This is a genomic window from Mycobacterium sp. NAZ190054 (genome assembly GCF_001545925.1).
In the GTDB taxonomy this organism is placed as follows: domain Bacteria; phylum Actinomycetota; class Actinomycetes; order Mycobacteriales; family Mycobacteriaceae; genus Mycobacterium.
The window spans coordinates 1-18,914 of sequence record NZ_LMVQ01000586.1 but is presented as its reverse complement, the minus strand read 5'-3'; the positions used below and the strand labels follow the sequence as shown (position 1 = coordinate 18,914).

The 18,914-nt window shown below is 69.2% G+C and carries 14 protein-coding genes and 2 pseudogenes; 11 read left to right on the top strand and 5 right to left on the bottom strand.

All coding sequences use genetic code 11. From position 1 onward, the window contains the following. On the top strand, nt 1-587 hold a 587-nt coding region (locus ASJ79_RS30030; RefSeq protein ID WP_197420439.1), incomplete at its 5' end, for an HNH endonuclease signature motif containing protein. Here ASJ79_RS30030 and malQ read toward each other — a convergent pair. Continuing rightward, complete coding sequence (gene malQ, locus ASJ79_RS30025) at nt 584-2,728, bottom strand: 4-alpha-glucanotransferase (protein ID WP_067963490.1); 2,145 nt, start codon at nt 2,726-2,728, stop codon at nt 584-586. The two genes, ASJ79_RS30030 and malQ, sit on opposite strands and share 4 nt — an antisense overlap. 65 nt (nt 2,729-2,793) lie before the next feature. On the opposite strand from malQ, the gene ASJ79_RS30020 reads away from it, so the two are divergent. From ASJ79_RS30020 to ASJ79_RS30000, 5 genes are all read left to right on the top strand, one after another. Continuing rightward, entirely contained in the window at nt 2,794-3,948 is a 1,155-nt protein-coding gene (locus ASJ79_RS30020; RefSeq protein WP_067963487.1) for an MFS transporter, read from the top strand. A 55-nt stretch (nt 3,949-4,003) separates the two neighbouring features. After that, the gene (locus ASJ79_RS30015) at nt 4,004-5,575 is read left to right on the top strand and encodes a carboxylesterase/lipase family protein (RefSeq protein ID WP_067963484.1); all 1,572 of its coding nucleotides are present in this window, start codon (nt 4,004-4,006) and stop codon (nt 5,573-5,575) included. 60 nt (nt 5,576-5,635) lie between these two features. Beyond that, entirely contained in the window at nt 5,636-6,514 is an 879-nt protein-coding gene (locus tag ASJ79_RS30010) for a sterol desaturase family protein (protein ID WP_067963498.1), read from the top strand. A gap of 10 nt (nt 6,515-6,524) precedes the next feature. Beyond that, nucleotides 6,525-7,931, top strand: coding sequence for an FAD-binding oxidoreductase (locus ASJ79_RS30005; protein WP_067963495.1), 1,407 nt, complete (start codon nt 6,525-6,527; stop codon nt 7,929-7,931). Between the two features lie 73 nt (nt 7,932-8,004). Continuing rightward, nucleotides 8,005-8,700, top strand: coding sequence for a hypothetical protein (locus tag ASJ79_RS30000; protein WP_369803790.1), 696 nt, complete (start codon nt 8,005-8,007; stop codon nt 8,698-8,700). 2 nt (nt 8,701-8,702) lie between these two features. Here the strand turns inward: ASJ79_RS30000 and ASJ79_RS29995 are convergent, their stop codons facing one another. Next, nucleotides 8,703-9,140, bottom strand: coding sequence for a nitroreductase/quinone reductase family protein (locus ASJ79_RS29995; RefSeq protein WP_067963479.1), 438 nt, complete (start codon nt 9,138-9,140; stop codon nt 8,703-8,705). Between the two features lie 67 nt (nt 9,141-9,207). Here ASJ79_RS29995 and ASJ79_RS29990 point away from each other — a divergent pair, with 67 nt between their 5' ends. The 3 genes from ASJ79_RS29990 to ASJ79_RS29980 are packed head-to-tail and all read left to right on the top strand — an operon-like array spanning nt 9,208 to nt 11,895. Beyond that, nucleotides 9,208-9,891 (top strand): TetR/AcrR family transcriptional regulator, encoded by a 684-nt coding sequence (locus ASJ79_RS29990; protein ID WP_067963476.1) that lies wholly within the window; start codon nt 9,208-9,210, stop codon nt 9,889-9,891. A 46-nt stretch (nt 9,892-9,937) separates the two neighbouring features. Then, nucleotides 9,938-10,414 (top strand): VOC family protein, encoded by a 477-nt coding sequence (locus ASJ79_RS29985; protein ID WP_067963473.1) that lies wholly within the window; start codon nt 9,938-9,940, stop codon nt 10,412-10,414. Continuing rightward, complete coding sequence (locus ASJ79_RS29980; RefSeq protein WP_082754151.1) at nt 10,411-11,895, top strand: FAD-binding protein; 1,485 nt, start codon at nt 10,411-10,413, stop codon at nt 11,893-11,895. Before ASJ79_RS29985 ends, ASJ79_RS29980 begins: the two co-directional genes overlap by 4 nt. Here the strand turns inward: ASJ79_RS29980 and ASJ79_RS29975 are convergent. Next, nucleotides 11,892-13,805, bottom strand: a complete 1,914-nt coding sequence (locus ASJ79_RS29975) for an ABC transporter ATP-binding protein/permease (RefSeq protein WP_067963470.1) — start codon at nt 13,803-13,805, stop codon at nt 11,892-11,894. The genes ASJ79_RS29980 and ASJ79_RS29975 overlap by 4 nt on opposite strands. Nucleotides 13,806-13,850: 45 nt before the next feature. Next, nucleotides 13,851-15,749 (bottom strand): ABC transporter ATP-binding protein/permease, encoded by a 1,899-nt coding sequence (locus tag ASJ79_RS29970; RefSeq protein ID WP_067963467.1) that lies wholly within the window; start codon nt 15,747-15,749, stop codon nt 13,851-13,853. A gap of 106 nt (nt 15,750-15,855) precedes the next feature. Here ASJ79_RS29970 and secA2 point away from each other — a divergent pair, with 106 nt between their 5' ends. Together secA2 and ASJ79_RS29960 are read left to right on the top strand one after the other, a co-directional pair. Beyond that, nucleotides 15,856-18,201: an accessory Sec system translocase SecA2 gene (secA2, locus tag ASJ79_RS29965; protein WP_067963462.1), complete on the top strand. Its 2,346-nt coding sequence runs from the start codon at nt 15,856-15,858 to the stop codon at nt 18,199-18,201. Between the two features lie 9 nt (nt 18,202-18,210). Continuing rightward, nucleotides 18,211-18,789: pseudogene (locus ASJ79_RS29960) on the top strand (CDP-alcohol phosphatidyltransferase family protein); the annotation flags it as partial. Here the strand turns inward: ASJ79_RS29960 and ASJ79_RS34635 are convergent. Further along, nucleotides 18,746-18,914 (bottom strand): annotated as a pseudogene (locus ASJ79_RS34635) (IMP dehydrogenase); the annotation flags it as partial. The pseudogenes ASJ79_RS29960 and ASJ79_RS34635 sit on opposite strands and share 44 nt — an antisense overlap.

The following is an 18,914-nucleotide window of genomic DNA, read 5'->3' as shown; positions in this document are numbered from 1 at the left end:
TGGCCGAGGCGATCCGGGGTGGGGCGGCGATCAAGGCGCTGTGGCTGCCCGGGCCCGATCCCGAACCGCAGTATCGGCCGTCGGCCAGGCTGGCGGCGTTCGTGCGGGCCCGGGATCTGTTCTGCCGCTTTCCCGGGTGCACGGTGCCGGCCGAGCGTTGCGATATCGACCATGTGGTGCCCTGGCCCTACGGGCCCACCCATGCCTCGAATCTGAACTGCAAATGCCGCAGCCATCATTTGGCGAAAACCTTCGGCGACGGCTGGCGCGACGAGCAGCTCCCTGATGGCACGGTGATCTGGACGACCCCGGCCGGCAAGCGATACACCACGGTGCCAGGCAGCCGGCTGTTCTTCCCAGCCTGGGACACCAGCACCGCGGAGTTACCGCCGATGAGCCAGCCGCCGCCGGATCCCGGCCGGACCGCGAAAATGCCGCGGCGAGGACGCACCCGCGCCGCCGAGAACACCGCACGGATCAAGGCCGAGCGGGACTACAACGCCGCCCAACGCGCCCTCGAACAACACCGCGCCCCCGCCGCCGAACGACCCCCACCCGACTATGGCGACGACCCACCGCCGTTTTAGCGCGGCTTCACCGCGGCCCGCATCGCGTCGCAGAGCGCTGCGGCGCGCGGGTCTTCGAAGATGTCCTCCAACTGGACCTGCCTGCCGTCCGGGCCGGCGAGCGGGACGCGCCAGTTCGGATACTCGTCGGTGGTTCCCGGCTGGTTCTGGGTCCGCACCTCGCCGACGGCATCGGCCAGCGACAGTGACAGCAACCGCGACGGCGTGCGACCCAGATAGCGGTGCAGGGCCAGCACCACCTCGTCGACGTCGTCGGATTCCTCGCCGAGCAGGCCGACCCGGCGCAGCTCGGCCATCCATGCCTGCTGATGCTCGCGGTCACCGGCCAACTCCTCCTCGGCCGGGCGGGTGAGAAGGCCGAGTTCGTCACGCAACCGCACATGCTCGCCCGCCAGATACCCGGCCGTCGGAGGCAGGTCGTGGGTCGTCACCGCCGACAGGCAGTACTGCCGCCACCGCTCGGCCGGCAGCGGACCACCGTCGCCGTCCCGGTCGCTCTCGAACCACAGGATCGACGTGCCGAACAAGCCGCGGTCCCGCAGGTAGTCCCGAACCCACGGCTCCACAGTTCCGAGGTCCTCGCCGACGACGACGGCGCCCACCCGCTGCGCCTCCAGGGCCACGATCCCGATCATCGCCTCGTGGTCGTACCGCACGTAGGTGCCTTCGGTCGGCAACGCGCCCTTGGGAATCCACCACAACCGGAACAGCCCGATGATGTGGTCGATCCGCACCCCGCCCGCGTGCCTGAGCACGGCGCTGACCATCGCCCGGAACGGTTCGTACGCCGCTTCGGCGAGCCGGTCGGGCCGCCACGGCGGTTGCGACCAGTCCTGACCGAGCTGATTGAACTCGTCCGGCGGCGCACCCGCGGTCACACCCAGCGCCAGCACGTCCTGCAATGCCCACGCGTCGGCGCCGTTCGGGTCCACGCCGACCGCGAGGTCGTGCATGATGCCCAGCTCCATGCCCGCCTGGACCGCGCGGTCCTGCGCGGTCGAGAGCTGCTCGTCGACGAGCCACTGCAGCCAGCGGTGGAAATCCACCTCGGCGGGGTGCTCGTCGACGAACGCCGCGACCGCCGCGCTGCGCGGATGCTGCAGCTCCTCGGGCCACTGCCGCCAGTCGGCCCCGTACTGTTCGGCCAGCGCGCACCACGTCGCGAAATCGTCGAGGCTGCGCCCTTCCCGCTGCTGGAACGCCCGATAGGCGATCTCCCGGCCGGCGGACCGCTCCACCAGGTACAGCGTCTCCAGCGCCGCGCGTTTGGACGTCCACGCGGCGTCCCGGTCGATCTGCGGTGACCTGTCGGCGCGGGTCTGCACCTGCGTCTGGGCCTTGCGGATCCGGCTGCGGTGCCGGACATAGGCGAACTCCGGCACCGCCTGCACCCGCAGGTACATCGGATTGACGAACCGGCGCGAGGTCGGCAGGTAGGGTGACGGCTCCATCGGCGCTATCGGCGCGGCCGCATGCAGCGGATTGACCAGCACGAAGCCCGCTCCGTATCGCGCCGTCGACCACACCGCCAGGTCCGTCAGATCCGTCAGATCGCCCACACCCCACGAATTCCGGGACCGCACACTGTAGAGCTGGGTGGCCAGACCCCACGCCCGGCCGGGGCCGAGCCGGTCGGCGCAGTACAGCCTCGCCGGCGCCACGATGACCGTGGTGCTGACGTCGGACTCACCCACCTGCAGGTACAGCCGGTGGTAACCCATCGGCAGGTCGGCGGGCAGCTCGAAGCTGGCCTCACCGACCAGTCTGCCGTCCAGATCGAAAGGGGGCCTGTTGTTTTCGAGTTGACGCAGACCCGTGCGCACGCTGCCGTCCTCGAGTCGTAACCACAGCCGTGCCGGATCGCCGTGGGTGACGTGCACCCAGAACGGTGTCGTCGCGCCGGTGCGGCCCACGATGGACGGCGGAAGCCGGCGGGCCCAGTGATCGCGATCGTGCCGGGCGAGGGCTTCGGCACGGTCGCTGTCGGTGGCGGCCCGGACGCCCAGCGCCTCGAGCACCGCGATCAGCGTGGACGCCGACACCGGGACCGATCTCCCCGTCCAGTCCGTGTACGCACTCGCCACCCCATACCGGTGCGCGAGGTCGACCAGCTCCGCGGGCACATCCGAGTCATCCGACATGGCGCCAATCTTGCCCTGTGAAGCGGCTGCGCAAACGTCGAGACGGCACCGGTAGGGTCGCTGCAATGGCGTCAGCTCGGGTCGCGGTCGCCGCACTGTTCCTCACCAACGGCGCGCTGTTCGCCAGCCTGCTGCCCAGGTATCCGGAAATCAAAACCGACCTCGCGATGTCCAACGCGGTCTACGGCGCCGCCGTCGCGTCGTTCTCGGCCGGCGCGCTGGTGGCCGGTCCTGCGGCCGCGGCGTTGATCCGGCGGTTCCAGAGCGCCCGCGTCGTCATCGCCACGACCATCGCGCTGGCGCTGTTGATCGTGGTCGCCGGGCTGGCCACCACACCGTTGCTGTTCGCCGTGGCGCTGTTCGCAGCCGGTGCGTGCGACGCGGTCGCCGACGTCGCGCAGAACGTCAACGGGCTTCGGCTGCAACGCCTTTACGGTCGGTCCATCATCAACTCCCTGCATGCGGTGTGGGCCGTCGGCGCGATCGTCGGGGGTCTGTTGGGTGCGGGCACCATCGCACTGGAAGTTCCGCGGTCGATCCATCTCGGCATCGCGGCGGTGGTGTTCTGCGCCGTCGCCCTGGCCGCCTACCCGTACCTGCTGCACGGCCCGGACCATGACGACCATCCTTCGGGGCGGGACCCTGACGGGCGCGGGGTGAGCGCAGCGGTGCTGCTGACGCTGGCGGCGCTGGTCGGCATCGCGGTGGCGGACGCGACGGTCGAGGACGCCGGCAGCTCGTGGGCGACGCTGTACCTGCGCGACAGCCTCGGCGCTCCCGGCGCCGTCGCCGTGCTGGGTTACGTCGCGTTCGTCGGAGCCATGTTCGTCGGGCGCATGCTCGGTGACCGACTGGTCGACCGGTTCGGCGAACGTACCGTGGCCCGCAGCGGGGGAGTGCTCGCGGCGGTCGGCATGGGCACCGCCCTGGCGTTCCCGACGGTGCCCGGCACGATCGTCGGGTTCGCCGCCGCGGGGCTCGGCGTGGCCACCGTGGTGCCCGCGGCGATGCGCGCCGCCGACGAACTTCCCGGTCTGCGGGTCGGCACCGGGCTCACGGTGCTGACATGGCTGATGCGGGTCGGGTTTCTCGGTGCCCCGTTGATCGTCGGGGTCGTCGCCGACGCGACGAGCCTGCGTGCCGGCCTGCTCACCGTCCCGGTCGCAGGGGTGATCCTGGTGCTGCTCGCCGGGGCGCTCGGCGCCCGGCGCCGCACCTGATCGCGGACCCCACGCTGGTACAGTGGCGTACCAGAATCGACCGAAGGAGCCCGGCATGACAGCGGATGCATCCACCCGCAGCTCAGCAACCGCCCGGCCCGTCGTGGACACCACCAACGGGCCCGTTCGGGGCGTCGACGACGGCACCGTGAAGTCGTGGCGCGCCGTTCGCTACGCGGCGGCGCCGGTCGGCGAGCTCCGGTGGCGCGCCCCCCGTCCACCGCAGCGGTGGTCCGAGCCCGTCGACGCGAGCGGGGTCGGCCCGGTGTGCCCGCAGCCGACCGATCCGAAGATCCCGATCGACCTCGGCGCCCCACAGGGTGAGGACTTCCTGACGCTGAACGTGTGGACACCCTCGGGCACCGAGGCCGGCGACGACAAACCGGTCCTGGTGTGGGTGCACGGAGGCGCCTACATCCTGGGCTCGGCCAGCCAGCCGCTCTACCACGGGCGCGCGCTCGCCACCGGCGGCGACGCGGTTGTGGTGACCGTGAACTACCGGCTCGGCGCGCTGGGTTTCCTGGAGTTGTCCACGCTCGGCGGCGACCGGGACCGGTTCGCGACCAACCTGGGTCTGCGCGACGTGCTGGCCGCGCTGGAATGGGTGCGGGACAACATCTCCGCGTTCGGCGGCGACCCGGGGCGGGTGACGGTGTTCGGGGAGTCCGCCGGCGGCGGCATCGTGACCTCACTGCTGGCCAGTCCTGCCGCGGCCGGACTGTTCGGCGCGGCGATCGCACAGAGCTCACCGGTCACCTCGATCTACGATCTGGGCCGCGCGCAGCGCGTCGCCGAACGCTTCCTGGACGTGCTCGGCGCCCGGCCCGACGATCTGCACCGGCTCGCCGACGCGCCGATCGAGGCACTGGTTTCGGCCTCGCGGACGGTGTTCGACGAGGTGCCCGCCCGCACTCCGGGCACGCTCGCGTTCGCGCCGACCGTGGACGGGGACCTCATCCCGGACTACCCGGTGAACGCCGCCAGGAAGGGTCTGACCCACCCGGTGCCGCTGATCATCGGCACCAACAAGAACGAGGCAGCGCTGTTCCGGTACATGAAGTCGCCGCTGCTGCCGATCGCGCCGGAGTCCATCAAGACGATGTTCGCCGAGATCGCCGCCGAACAACCCGATCTCCGGTTGCCGGGGGAGGACGTCCTCAAGGGCACCTACCGCGGGCGCGGCAAGGGCCGCGGCCTGAGCCTGACCGGTGATCTCGGTTTCCGGATGCCGTCGATCTGGTTCGCCGACGGGCACCGTTCCGTCGCGCCGGTGTACCTCTACCGCTTCGATTTTTCGACGCCGCTGCTCCGCCTCGTGCGCCTGCACGCCGCCCACGCCACCGAGCTGCCGTTCGTCTGGGGCAATCTGATGGCGGGCCGCAAGGATCCGACGTTCGCGCTCGGCGGCCGCAAGGCCGGGACCGCGGTCTCGGAGCGGATGCGGGCACGCTGGGTCAACTTCGCCGCGACCGGGAAGCCCGACGCCCCCGGTGGCGCCCCGGCGTGGCGGCCGTACGGCGCCGATGACCGCGCGACGCTGGTGATCGACAAGCAGGACACCGTGGTCGACGACCTCGACGCCGGTGTCCGCCGGGCCTGGGGCGATGACGTCCTGAGCTTCCTGTAGGGCCTTAGACTCACCTCGGAGGTGCTCGCCGTGGAGTTCCTGGACTTCCTTCCGCCGCAGATGCGCGAACCCGTGCTGTTCGCGATCCCGTTCTTCCTGCTGCTGCTCACCATCGAGTGGGCGGCCGCGCGCAAACTCGAGCACGCCGAGGACCGTCCCGCCGCGGGCGCCTACCACAGCCGGGACTCGTGGGCGAGCCTGTCGATGGGGCTGGTGTCGATCGTCACCATGGGCGTGTGGAAGTTCTTCGCGCTGTTGGGTTATGCCGCCATCTACGCCTACCTGGCGCCCTGGCATCTGCCGGCCACGCAGTGGTACACGTGGGTCATCGCGCTCGTCGGGGTGGACCTGCTGTTCTACGTGTATCACCGCACGGCACACCGGGTTCGGCTGATCTGGGCGACCCACCAGGCGCACCACTCCAGTGAGTACTTCAACTTCGCGACCGCACTGCGGCAGAAGTGGAACAACAGCGGCGAGATCCTGATGTGGATTCCGTTGCCGCTGTTGGGTGTTCCGCCGTGGATGGTGTTCGTGTCCTTCTCGTTCAGCCTGATCTACCAGTTCTGGATCCACACCGAGCGGATCGGAAAGCTCTGGCGGCCCATCGAGTTCATCTTCAACACGCCGTCGCACCATCGCGTGCACCACGGCATGGACCAGCTCTACCTGGACAAGAACTACGGCGGAATCCTGATCATCTGGGACCGTCTCTTCGGCACGTTCCAGCCCGAGGTGTTCCGGCCCCGCTACGGGCTGACCAAACCGGTCGACACATTCAACATCTGGAAACTGGAGACACACGAGTACGTGGCGATCGGGCGGGACGTGCGCTCGGCGCGGGGGCTGCGCGCCAAGCTCGGGTACATCTTCGGTCCACCGGGATGGCAGCCCGCCGCGGCGTCGGGGACCAGGACAGAGGCGCATGCCGCGCCGTAGTGTGCGCGGTGTGCCGACCGTCTTCGACGCCCCTGTCGACCGGGCGCTGGTGGACAGGGCACTGGCCGCGAGCACCACGGGTTCGGTGTGGCTGGACATGCCGCGCCCGCAGTTCCCGCCGCCGTCCGGGCCCGTCACCTGCGATCTGCTCGTCATCGGCGGCGGCTACACCGGCTTGTGGAGTGCGCTGCACGCAGCCCGTCGTCATCCCGACCGCCGCATCGTCCTCGTCGAAGCCGACCGCATCGGCTGGGCCGCGTCCGGGCGCAACGGCGGCTTCGTCGACGCCAGCCTGACGCACGGCTACGAAAACGGAAAATCCCGCTGGCCCGACGAGATCGACGACCTCGAGGCGATGGGCCGCGAGAACCTCGACGGCATGCAGGACGAGATCACGCAGCTCGGGCTGGACGTCGAGTGGGAACGCACCGGCATGCTCACCGTGGCCACCGAGGCCCATCAGGTCGAATGGCTCACCGAGGCGGCCGCCGACGGACAGGGCCGGCTCCTGGATCGAACCCAGGTGCGTGCCGAAGTCGATTCGCTGACCTACCGGGCGGGCCTGTTGAGCCCGGACAGCTGCGCGATCGTCAACCCCGCGAAGCTGGCGCTGGAGCTGGCCCGCGCGTGCCGCGAGGCCGGTGTGGAGGTGTTCGAGCACGTCACGGCGACGCGGATCGACTCCGGCGGTGCCGCGTTGCGCGTCCACACCGACGGGCCTGCGATCACCTGCCGCCACGTGGTGCTGGCGACCAACGTGTTTCCCAGCCTGCTGCGCCGCAACAGGCTCTACACGGTGCCCGTCTACGACTATGTGCTGGCCACCGAACCGCTGACGGACGCGCAGCGCGACCGCATCGGCTGGCGCGGCAGACAGGGCGTCGGCGACAGCGCCAACCAGTTCCATTACTACCGCCTGACGCGGGACAACAGGATCGTGTGGGGCGGCTACGACGCCGTCTACCACTTCGGCAGGCGGGTCAGGTCGTCCTACGAGGACCGGCAGCAGACCTACCGCAGGCTCGCGGCGCATTTCTTCATCACGTTCCCGCAGCTCGACGACGTCCGGTTCACCCACCGCTGGGCGGGCGCGATCGACACCAACACGCGGTTCTGCGCGCACTGGGGGCTGGCCCGCGAGGACCGCGTCGCCTACGTCAACGGTTTCACCGGGCTGGGTGTCGGCGCCTCACGGTTCGCCGCCGACGTCTGCCTTGACCTGCTGGACGGGACACCGACACCGCGCACCGAGCTGGAGATGGTGCGCAAGAAGCCGTTGCCGTTTCCGCCCGAGCCGTTGGCCAGCGCCGGCATCCAGGCCACCCGATGGTCACTGGATCGTGCCGACCATTCCGCCGGCCGGCGCAACCTGCTGCTGCGGGCGCTCGATGCCGCCGGGCTCGGGTTCGACTCCTGAACCGTTTGTAACGACCCTTTATCCCGCCGCGATGAGCTGGTTACATCATCATCACGGGTAGGGCGGAGGGGCTGTGTCTGTTCGGTCGTCATCTCGGTTGCTCCAGTTGCTGCTGGCCGTCCTCGCACCCGCGTTCGCGCTCGCGCTGCAGTCGGCGCCCGCCCACGCCCAGCCCGGCGTCCTCGTCTTCCCCGGCATGGAGATCCACCAGGACACCGTGCTGTGCACCCTCGGATACGTGGACCCGCAGACCCGGATCGGATACACCGCGGGCCACTGCCGCGCCTCGGGCACCGTGTCGGACAAGTTCGGCACCGTGATCGGCACGCAGGGATCGTTCCGCGACAACACCCCCGACGGCATGACGATCGACACCAATCACCAGATCACCGACTGGGAGGTGATCCACCTGGCCCCGCACGTCGCGGTCAACAACGTGCTGCCCGGCGGCAAGGTGCTGGTCACCGATCCCGCGGTGGTGCCGGTGCGGGGCATGCCCGTGTGCCATTTCGGTGTCGTCACCGGGGAGAGCTGCGGCACCGTCGAGTCGGTGAACAACGGCTGGTTCACGATGACCAACGGGGTGGTCAGCCGCAAGGGTGACTCCGGGGGTCCGGTGTACACGCCGACCCCGGACGGACGCACCGTGCTGATCGGCCTGTTCAACAGCACCTGGGGCACACTGCCCGCCGCGATCTCGTGGCAGGTGGCCAGTCAGCAGGCGCAGGCCGACACCATCTCCGCCGCCTCGGCGATCGCCGCGCCCTAGCGTCAGCGGATCTCGAAAACCGGGATCGACGGCGCCACCGCTCGTATCTGGTCGGGCGTCGACTCCGGGGTCAGACCCCCGACGTGGCCCTTGACCTGCCAGAACCACTTCTGCAGGTAGCGCTGGAGAAGCTCCGGTTTCGCGTCGTCGCCGACCTCCACGAGCGGATGCGTACGGAGGCGCCACCGCGGTCCGATCTCGAGCCGCCCCGCGGCCCTGGCGTTGCGCGTCCACTGGGTGTTCCCGCGGGGCGAGACCAGATAGCGACGGCCGTCGACGGTCAGCAGGTTGACCACGACGCCGCGCAGCCGGCCCGTGGTGCGCCCGCGCACCCGGATCGCGGTGCTGCCCTGGATGCTGATGCCCGTCTCGGCGAGCCGGCGGACGATGTCGTTGAACACGCGGGCCCCGAGACCGGGTGCGTCGTAGCGGGCTGTCATCGGTCCTTCTCCGTTCTGCAGACAATTTGAGAGCACTGCTCTCGATTCTAGATGCAAGACTGGCCGCGTGGGCAAGCGCCAGGACAGCCGCGACCGCATCGAGCGGCGGATCATCGAGCTCGGCCGGGCCCACCTGGTGACCGACGGCGCGGCGGGACTGTCGCTGCGGGCGATCGCGCGCGACCTCGGCATGGTGTCCTCGGCGGTCTATCGCTACGTCGCCAGCCGTGACGAGCTGCTCACGCTGCTGCTCGTCGATGCGTACACCGACCTCGCCGACGCCGTCGACCGCGCCCGCGACACCGCGACCGGGGGCTGGCGGGGCCGACTCGCGGCGATGGCTCGCGCCGCGCGGGAGTGGGCCGTGGCGCAGCCGGCCTGTTGGGCACTGCTCTACGGCAGTCCCGTCCCCGGCTATCACGCCCCGCGGGAGAAGACGGTCGGACCGGGCACCCGGGTCGTCGGCTCGCTGCTGGCAGTGGTGGCCGCGGGCATCGCCGCCGGAGACATACCGTCGACGGATGCGGCTGCGGCCCAACCGCTTTCGGGTGACTTTGCGCGCCTGCGCGAGGAGTTCGGCTTCGAGGCAGGCGACGGCGTGGTGGCCAGGAGCATGGTGCTGTGGGCTGGGCTCATCGGAGCGATCAGCCTCGAGGTGTTCGGCCAGTACGGCGCGGACACGTTCACCGAACCCGCGGCGCTCTTCGACACGCAGGTGGCGCTGCTGACCGCGCTGTTGTGCTCGAATTAGAACACGTTCTAGCTTGCCGGGGCGGCTGGCGATATCCTCTCAAGCGATGCCCGACCAGACACCTGTCCAGATCGCCTGGGTGACCGACGACCTCGCCGCCACCGAGGCGGCGCTGACGTCGTTGCTGGGCGCCCGCAGGTGGGTGCGCATGCCCGCGGTGCACTTCGGTCCGGACACCTGCACCTACCGGGGGCTGCCCGCCGATCACGTCGCCGACATCTCGCTCAGCTACGCCGGCGACACCCAACTCGAGGTGATCGCCCCGGTGCGTGGCCCGAGCATCTACCGCGAGTTCCTCGACCGCTGCGGGCCGGGACTGCACCACGTGTGCAGAACCTTCGACGCCGACGCGTTCGACGCCGCGGTCGGGCAGGCCGACATCGTCATGGCGGGCACGATGGCCGGCGGCATGCGGTTCGCCTACGCCTCCGCAGCGGACGCGGGCGTACCGTTCATCGAATTCGCCTACATCCCACCAGAAATCCGCGCGTTCTTCGATCACGTCAAACAGGAGCAGAAGTGAGTATCCAGAACATCCCGGACACGGTGCACGTCGGTGACGTCACATCCTGGTCCGACGAGGCCGACGTCGTGGTCATCGGGTTCGGCATCGCGGGAGGGTGCGCGGCCGTCAGCGCCGCGGCGGCCGGGGCCCGGGTCCTGGTGCTGGAGAAGGCGGCAGCCGCCGGCGGGACGACGTCGATGGCGGGCGGCCACTTCTATCTCGGTGGTGGCACCGCGGTGCAGCAGGCCACCGGACACGAGGACACGCCCGAGGAGATGTACAAGTACCTGGTGTCGCAGTCGCGCGACCCGGAACACGACAAGATCCGCGCATACTGCGAAGGCAGCGTCGAGCACTTCAATTGGCTTGAGAGCCTTGGCTTCCAGTTCGAGCGCAGCTACTACCCGGGCAAGGTCGTGGTGCCGCCGGGCACCGAGGGGTTGTCCTACACCGGCAACGAGAAGGTGTGGCCGTTCTGCGAACAGGCCACGCCGGCTCCCCGCGGGCACTCGGTGCCGGTGCCCGGCGAACTGGGCGGCGCGGCGATGGTGATCGACCTGCTGCTCAAGCGCGCGGCCGACCTCGGCGTGCAGATCCGCTACGAGACGGGGGCGACCGCGCTGGTCACCGGGGACGACGGCGAGGTCGTCGGGGTGCGGTGGAAACACTTCGCCGAAACCGGTGAGGTGAAAGCGAAATCGGTGGTGATCGCCGCAGGCGGGTTCGCGATGAACGCCGACATGGTGGCCGAGTACACGCCTGCCCTGGGCCAGGAACGCAAGACCAAACACCACGGCACGGTCGCGCCGTACATCCTGGGCAACCCGAACGACGACGGGCTCGGCATCAAGCTCGGCGTCTCGGCCGGCGGGGTCGCCGCCAACCTCGATCAGCTGTTCATCACCGCCGCGGCCTACCCGCCGGAGATCCTGCTCACCGGCGTGATCGTCAACAAGGACGGCCACCGGTTCGTCGCCGAGGACTCCTACCATTCGCGCACCTCGGCGTTCGTCCTCGAACAGCCGGAGCAGACCGCGTACCTGGTGGTCGACGAGGCGCACATGCAGATGCCGGAGATGCCGCTGATCAAGTTCATCGACGGCTACGAGACCGTCGCCGAGATCGAGTCCGCACTCGGTATCCCGGAGGGCAACCTCACCGCGACGCTGGAACGCTACAACGCCAATGCCGCCCGGGGTGTCGACCCCGATTTCCACAAGCAGCCCGAATACCTTGCGGCACAGGACAACGGGCCGTTCGCGGTGTTCGACCTGTCACTGGGCCGCGCGATGTACTCCGGGTTCACGATGGGCGGGCTGAAGGTGTCCATCGACGGTGAGGTGCTGCGCGAGGACGGCAGCGCGATCCCCGGCCTGTACGCCGCCGGCGCGTGTGCGTGCAACATCGCCCAGGACGGCAAGGGGTATGCCAGCGGCACGCAGCTGGGGGAGGGGTCGTTTTTCGGGCGGCGGGCGGGAGAGCACGCAGCGCGGCGTTAGCCGCGCTGCGCCGCCAGCTCGCCGAGCTCCCACTGGCCGTCGCCGAGCAGCTTCAGCTCCCGGGTGTGGTGCTGTTCGACGGTGCTGCGGTGGCTGACGCTGACCAGGATGGTGTCCGGCAGCTCGCTGCGGACCAGTTGATACAGCATCAGTTCGAGTCCTTCGTCGAGCGCGGAGGTCGACTCGTCGAGGAACACCGCCTTGGGCTTGGTCAGCAGGATCCGCGCGAACGCGACTCGCTGCTGCTCGCCCGGGGAGAGCACCTTGGCCCAGTCCAGTTCCTCGTCGAGCCGGTCGACCAGGTGGGGCAACGCCACCCGGTTCAGCACGTCCCGCAGCGACGCGTCGTCGACGTCGCCGGCCTTGTTCGGGTAGGACACCACGGTGCGCAGGTCGCCCAGCGGCACGTACGGCAGCTGGGAGAGGAACATCGTCATGTTGGTGTCCATCGGGGACTTGACCGTGCCCGACGCGTACGGCCACAACTTGCTGAGGCTGCGCAGCAGCGTCGTCTTCCCGCTGCCGGACGGTCCGGTGACCACCAGCGCGTCGCCCGGTTCCAGGGTCAGGTCGAGCGGGCGGACCAGTTGCCTTCCGTCGGGCGTACGGACCTCGACGTCGTCGAGTTCGACGCGCCCGTCGCGGGAATCCTCGCAATCCACACACGGCAGGGCCCGGCCTTCCTCGTTGGCGACCACCAGTCCGTAGAGCCGGATGATCGCCGCGCGGTACCCGGCGAACTGGTCGTAGGCGTTGCGGAAGAACGACAGCCCGGTCAGGATCTCGCGGAACGCGCCCGCCGTCTGCGACAGCTGCCCCAGCGTGATCTCACCGCTGAAGAACCGGGGGAACTGCACGATGTACGGGATCAGTTCCTGGGCCTGGGTGATCGACAGGTTCCAGCCGAGGAAGCCGGCCATCCGGTTCACGTACTTCTTGTAGTTCTCGACGATCGGGGCGAACCGCCGGCGCAGACCGGTGCGCTCGGCGAACTCGCCGCGGTAGAAGGCCACCGCTTCGGCCGCGTCACGCAGCCGGACCAGCGCGTAACGGAAGGCGGCGTTGAACTTCTCGTTGTTGAACGACAGCGTGATGATCGGCCGGCCGATCACGAACGCGACCACCGTCGCGAACAGGATGTAGGCGATGCCGATCCAGAACATCGCCTTGGGCAACACGATCCCGACGAACGGCAGGGTCACCGGCCCCGAGAGGTTCCACAGGATCGCGGTGAACGAGATCATCGCCGCGATCGACGAGATGGCGCCGAACAACAGCGTCGAACCGGAGGTGTTGTTCGGCGTGTTCGGCAGCGGGCCGACGCCGGCGGTGAAGATGTCGATGTCGGCCTGGATGCGCTGGTCGGGGTTGTCGATGGTGTCGTCGATGAACCGGGACCGGTAATAGGCCTTGCCGTCGAGCCAGTCTCCGGTCAGCTGATCGGTCAGCCACGTCCGCCACCGCAGCATGAACCGCTGCGTGACGAGCAGATCGACCATGATGCTGACGACGTTGATGACGGCCAGCACCGCGAAAACGCCCATCGAGAGCCAGAATCCGTCTCCGCCGGACTGTTTCACCGCGTCGTCGCCCGCGCCCACCCCGGCCGCGATGACCTGGAAACTGGTCATCATGTCGTTGCCCTGGAAGCTGAACAGCACCGACAGCCGCACGCTGAGGATCACCAGCAGCAGGATCCCGGCCAGCCACAGCCAGACGATCACGCTCTCCGGACCGGTGAAGTAGCCGCGGGTGACGCGCCAGAACTGGTGACCCCAGGTGGTGAACCGCACGATCAGGAACAGGACCACCATGGTGGCCACCGCCGCGTACGCCCAGCCCTGGGCGATCCACCACAGCGAGGTCCACAGCTCGCTGCCCCAGTCCAGGGTCGGGGTGAACGTTTCCATGCGGGCAAGGTACCGCGCCGGTCAGAGTGCGGCGTGTTGGCGGGGCTATGCCGGACCGTCGAGTCGCTCCAGCCGCCACGCGCCGCCGCCGACCAGTTCCAGGCGCCTGCCGTGAAACGGGGTGACCGAGTTGCGGTGGCTCACGCTGACCACGATGGTGTCGGGCAACTCCGTCCGCAGCAACCGGTAGAGCGTCTGCTCCAGACCCTCGTCCATCGCCGAGGTCGACTCGTCCAGGAACACCGTCCTGGGGCGGGTGACGAGGATGCGCGCGAACGCGATGCGTTGCTGCTCGCCGACCGAGAGCACCTTGGCCCAGTCCTGCTCGTCGTTGAGCCGGATCACCAGCTGGGGCAGCGCCACGTCGAGCAGCGCCTTCTGGATGACGGTGTCCTCGAACGTGCCCGACGGCTGCGGATAGGAGACCACGGTGCGCAGGTCACCGACGGGGAAGTACGGCAGCTGCGGGACGAACATCGCCTCGTCGCGGCCGTCGGGCAGCAGCACCCGGCCCGACGCGTAGGGCCACATCCCGGCCAGGCTCTGCACGAGCACCGACTTGCCGATCCCCGACGGGCCGGTGATCACCAGCGCCTCACCGGTCTCGACCTGCAGGTCGAGGGTGCGCACCAGCGGTGTCCCGTCCGGTTTGCGCACCTCGACACCCTCCACCGACAGCATCCCGTCGCCGGAGTGCCCGGTGTCCACCGCGGTGAACGCGCCCGCGCGGGTGTTCTGGTCGACCAGCCCGTCGAGCCGGATGATCGCCGCGCGATAGCTCGCGAACTGGTCGTAGGCGTTGCGGAAGAACGACAGCGAGTCGTGGATCGCGCCGAACGCGTTGGACGACTGCCACACGTCGCCGAAGGTGATGCGGCCGGCGAACAGCCCCTGCGCCTGCACCAGCCAGGGCAGCGGGTTGATGGTCTGGCTCACCGACACGTTCCAGCCGAAGTACAGCATCATCCGGTGCAGCCACCGGCGGTAGTTGGCCATCACCCCGTCCAGCCGGCCCTTGAGCACCGATCGTTCCGCCGGCTCGCCGCGGTACAGCCCGATCGCGGCGCCGGCGTCACGGACCCGGACCAGCGCATACCGGAAGCCGGCGTTGCGCAACTCGTTGACGTAACTGAGCCGGATCAGCGGACGCCCGATGACGAACGCGACGATCGTGGCGACCAGCACGTAGACGACCACGATCCAGAACAGCGCCCGCGGCAGCGTCAGCCCGCCGACGGTCACCGGCTCGGACAGCCGCCACAGGATCGGGCCGAACGACAGCACCGACAGCACGGCCTCCACGGCGCCGAACAGCAGGGTGTTGCCCGAGTTGTAGATCGGGTTGTTCGGGGTGCCGCCGACACCGGCGGTGAACACGTCGATGTCCTGCTGGATCCGCTGGTCCGGGTTGTCGATCGGCCGGCCCGCGAACTGCGCACGGTAGTAGGCGAGGTCGCCGAGCCAGTCGTCGATGAAGCGCCGGCTCAGCCAGACCCGCCACCGCATCATGAACCGCTGGGTGAGGTACATGTCGGCCAGCAGGCGCACGACGAAACACACCGCCAGCACCGCGAACACGCGCATCGACGCCCAGAAGCCGGCGACGCCGCTGGACATGCCGCCCTGGAAGGCCACCTGCAGCGACGTGAACAGGTCGTTGACGTAGTAGGTCAGCAGCACGTTCAACCGGACCGACACGATCACCGACAACAGCAGCAGCGCGAACAGCAGCCAGACCACCGCGCTGCGCCTGCCGGTGAAGTAACCGCCCGTGACGCGCCAGAACTGGCGGCCCCATTCGGTGAACCGGCCGAGCAGCACGAGGATCACCAGCAGGCACAACGCGGTCAGCGCGAACGTCGTGCCGATCCAGGACAGCGAGTGGTAGAACTCGCGGCTCCAGTCGAGGGCCGGCCGGAACGTCTGGGTGTCAACCGTGTCCACCGCCGAGCGACCCCCCTTCGCGCACGTTCCGGCCTGCGGCGAAGCTACCGCAGGGCACGGCCCGGCGGGGAGACCCGTCGCGAATCCGAACGCGTACCGTAATCGTGTGGCACGCACCTCCTCCAAGACTGACTCTGCGAAGACCGGCCGGCTGTCCGGCCGATTCTGGAAGCTGCTCGGCGCCAGCACGGACAAGGACCAGGCCCGCTCGATGGGTCTGGTGCGCAAGGCGGCCGAGTTCGACGCGAAGGCCGCCGAACTCGACGAGGACCAGATGCGCAAGGCCGCGAAGTTGCTCGAGCTCGACGACCTCGCCGACGCCGCCGACATCCCGCAGTTCCTGGCGATCGCCCGTGAGGCCGCCGAGCGGACTACCCAGATGCGTCCGTTCGACGTCCAGTTGCTGGGTGCGCTGCGGATGCTGGCCGGCGACGTCGTCGAGATGGCCACCGGCGAGGGCAAGACGCTGTCCGGCGCGATCGCCGCGGCCGGTTACGCGCTGGCCGGCCGCAGCGTGCACGTCATCACCATCAACGACTACCTGGCCCGCCGCGACGCCGAGTGGATGGGGCCGCTGATCGAGGCGATGGGTCTGAGCATCGGCTGGATCACCGCCGACTCCACCGCCGCCGAGCGGCGCGCCGCCTACCAGTGCGACATCACGTATGCGTCGGTCAACGAGATCGGCTTCGACGTGCTGCGTGATCAGCTGGTCACCGACGTCGAGGACCTCGTCTCCCCGAACCCCGACGTGGCGCTGATCGACGAAGCCGACTCGGTGCTCGTCGACGAGGCACTGGTCCCTCTGGTGCTGGCCGGGACCAGCCACCGTGAGACGCCGCGGCTGGAACTGATCCGCCTGGTCGGCGAACTCGACGAGAACACCGACTACGCCACCGACAACGACAGCCGCAACGTCCACCTCACCGAGGCCGGCGCCCGCAAGGTGGAGGCCGCGCTCGGCGGCATCGACCTGTACTCCGAGGAACACGTCGCCACCACGCTGACCGAGATCAACGTCGCGCTGCACGCCCACGTGCTGCTGCAGCGCGACGTGCACTACATCGTCCGCGACGACGCGGTGCACCTGATCAACGCCTCGAGGGGCCGCATCGCCACACTGCAGCGCTGGCCGGACGGGTTGCAGGCCGCGGTGGAGGCCAAGGAGGGCATCGAGACCACCGAGACCGGCGAGGTGCTGGACACCATCACCGTGCAGGCGCTGATCAACCGGTACCCGCGGGTCTGCGGGATGACCGGCACCGCGCTGGCCGCCGGTGAACAGCTGCGGCAGTTCTACAAGCTCGGGGTTTCGCCGATCCCGCCGAACAAGCCCAACATCCGCGAGGACGAGACCGACCGGGTGTACGTGACCATCGCGGCGAAGAACGACGCCATCGTCGAGCACATCGCCGAGATCCACGAGACCGGGCAGCCGGTGCTGGTGGGCACCCGCGACGTCGCGGAATCCGAGGACCTGCATGGGCGGCTGGTCAAGGCCGGGGTGCCCGCGGTCGTGCTGAACGCCAAGAACGACGCCGAGGAAGCCGCAGTCATCGCCGAAGCCGGAAAGCTGGGCGCCGTCACGGTGTCCACGCAGATGGCCGGCCGCGGCACCGACATCCGGCTCGGCGGCTCGGATGAATCGAGCCATGACCAGGTGGCCGAGCTGGGTGGTCTGCACGTGATCGGCACCGGGCGTCACCACACCGAGCGGCTCGACAACCAGCTGCGCGGACGCGCGGGACGCCAGGGCGACCCCGGCACCTCGGTCTTCTTCTCCAGTTGGGAGGACGACCTGGTGGTGTCGCACCTCGAGGACAACAAGCTGCCGCTCGAGTGTGACGAGAACGGCCGGGTGGTGAGCCCGAAGGCGGCGACCCTGCTCGAGCACGCCCAGCGCGTCGCCGAGGGCCGGCTGCTCGACGTGCACGCCAACACCTGGCGCTACAACCAGCTGATCGCCCAGCAGCGCGCGATCCTGGTCGAACGTCGCGACAAGCTGCTGCGTACCGCCACCGCCCGCGACGAGCTGGCCGAGCGGTCACCGGAGCGCTACGCCGAGGTCAGCGAGCGGCTCGGCGACGACGCCGACGAGAAGTTGGAGAAGATCTGCCGGCTGATCATGCTGTACCACCTCGACCGGGCCTGGGCCGATCACCTGGCGTTCCTGTCCGACATCCGCGAGAGCATCCACCTGCGCGCACTGGGCAGGCAGAACCCGCTCGACGAGTTCCACCGGATGGCCGTCGACGCGTTCGCCTCGCTGGCCGCCGACGCCATCGAGGCCGCCCAGCAGACCTTCGAGACCGCACCGTCGATCGAGGACGAGCCCGGGGTCGACCTGTCGAAGCTGGCCCGGCCGACGTCGACGTGGACGTACATGGTGCACGACAACCCGCTGGCCGACGACACCCTGTCGGCGCTGAGTCTGCCCGGGGTGTTCCGCTAGGTTTACCGCATGGACCACGCTCCCGTGCGTGACCGGGTGTTGACGGTGCCCAATGTGCTGTCGGTGATCCGTCTCGTGCTGGTGCCCGTGTTCCTGTGGTTGCTGTTGACGGAGGCGACCGGCTGGGCCGTCGCGGTGCTGATGTTCAGCGGGGTGTCCGACTGGGCCGACGGCAAGATCGCGCGGCTCTTCGACAACCAGTCGTCGCGACTCGGCGAACTGCTGGACCCGTTGGTCGACCGGATCTACATGATCGTCGTCCCGGTCTCCATGGCGGTGGCGGGTGCGATTCCCTGGTGGGTGGTGGCTCTGCTGCTCGGCCGGGATCTGGTGCTGGCGGGCACGCTGCCGTTGCTGCGCAGCCGCGGCCTGTCGGCGCTGCCGGTCACCTACATCGGCAAGGCCGCCACGTTCGCGCTGATGTCCGGGCTCCCGCTGGTGCTGCTCGGTCAGTTCGACGCGCAGTGGAGCCGGGTCGTGCTGGCCATCGGCTGGGGTTTCCTGATCTGGGGCCTCGCGATGTACCTCTGGTCGGGCATCCTGTACCTGATCCAGGTCGGGATGGTGCTGCGGACGATGCCACGCTCATGCCGCCGGCCCGGGCCATCGCGATCGCCATCCGCGACTCGGTCACGGTGTCCATCGCGGAACTGACCAACGGCACCTTCAACCGGATCTTGCGGGTCAGCTGACTCGAGGTGTCCGCTGTGGCC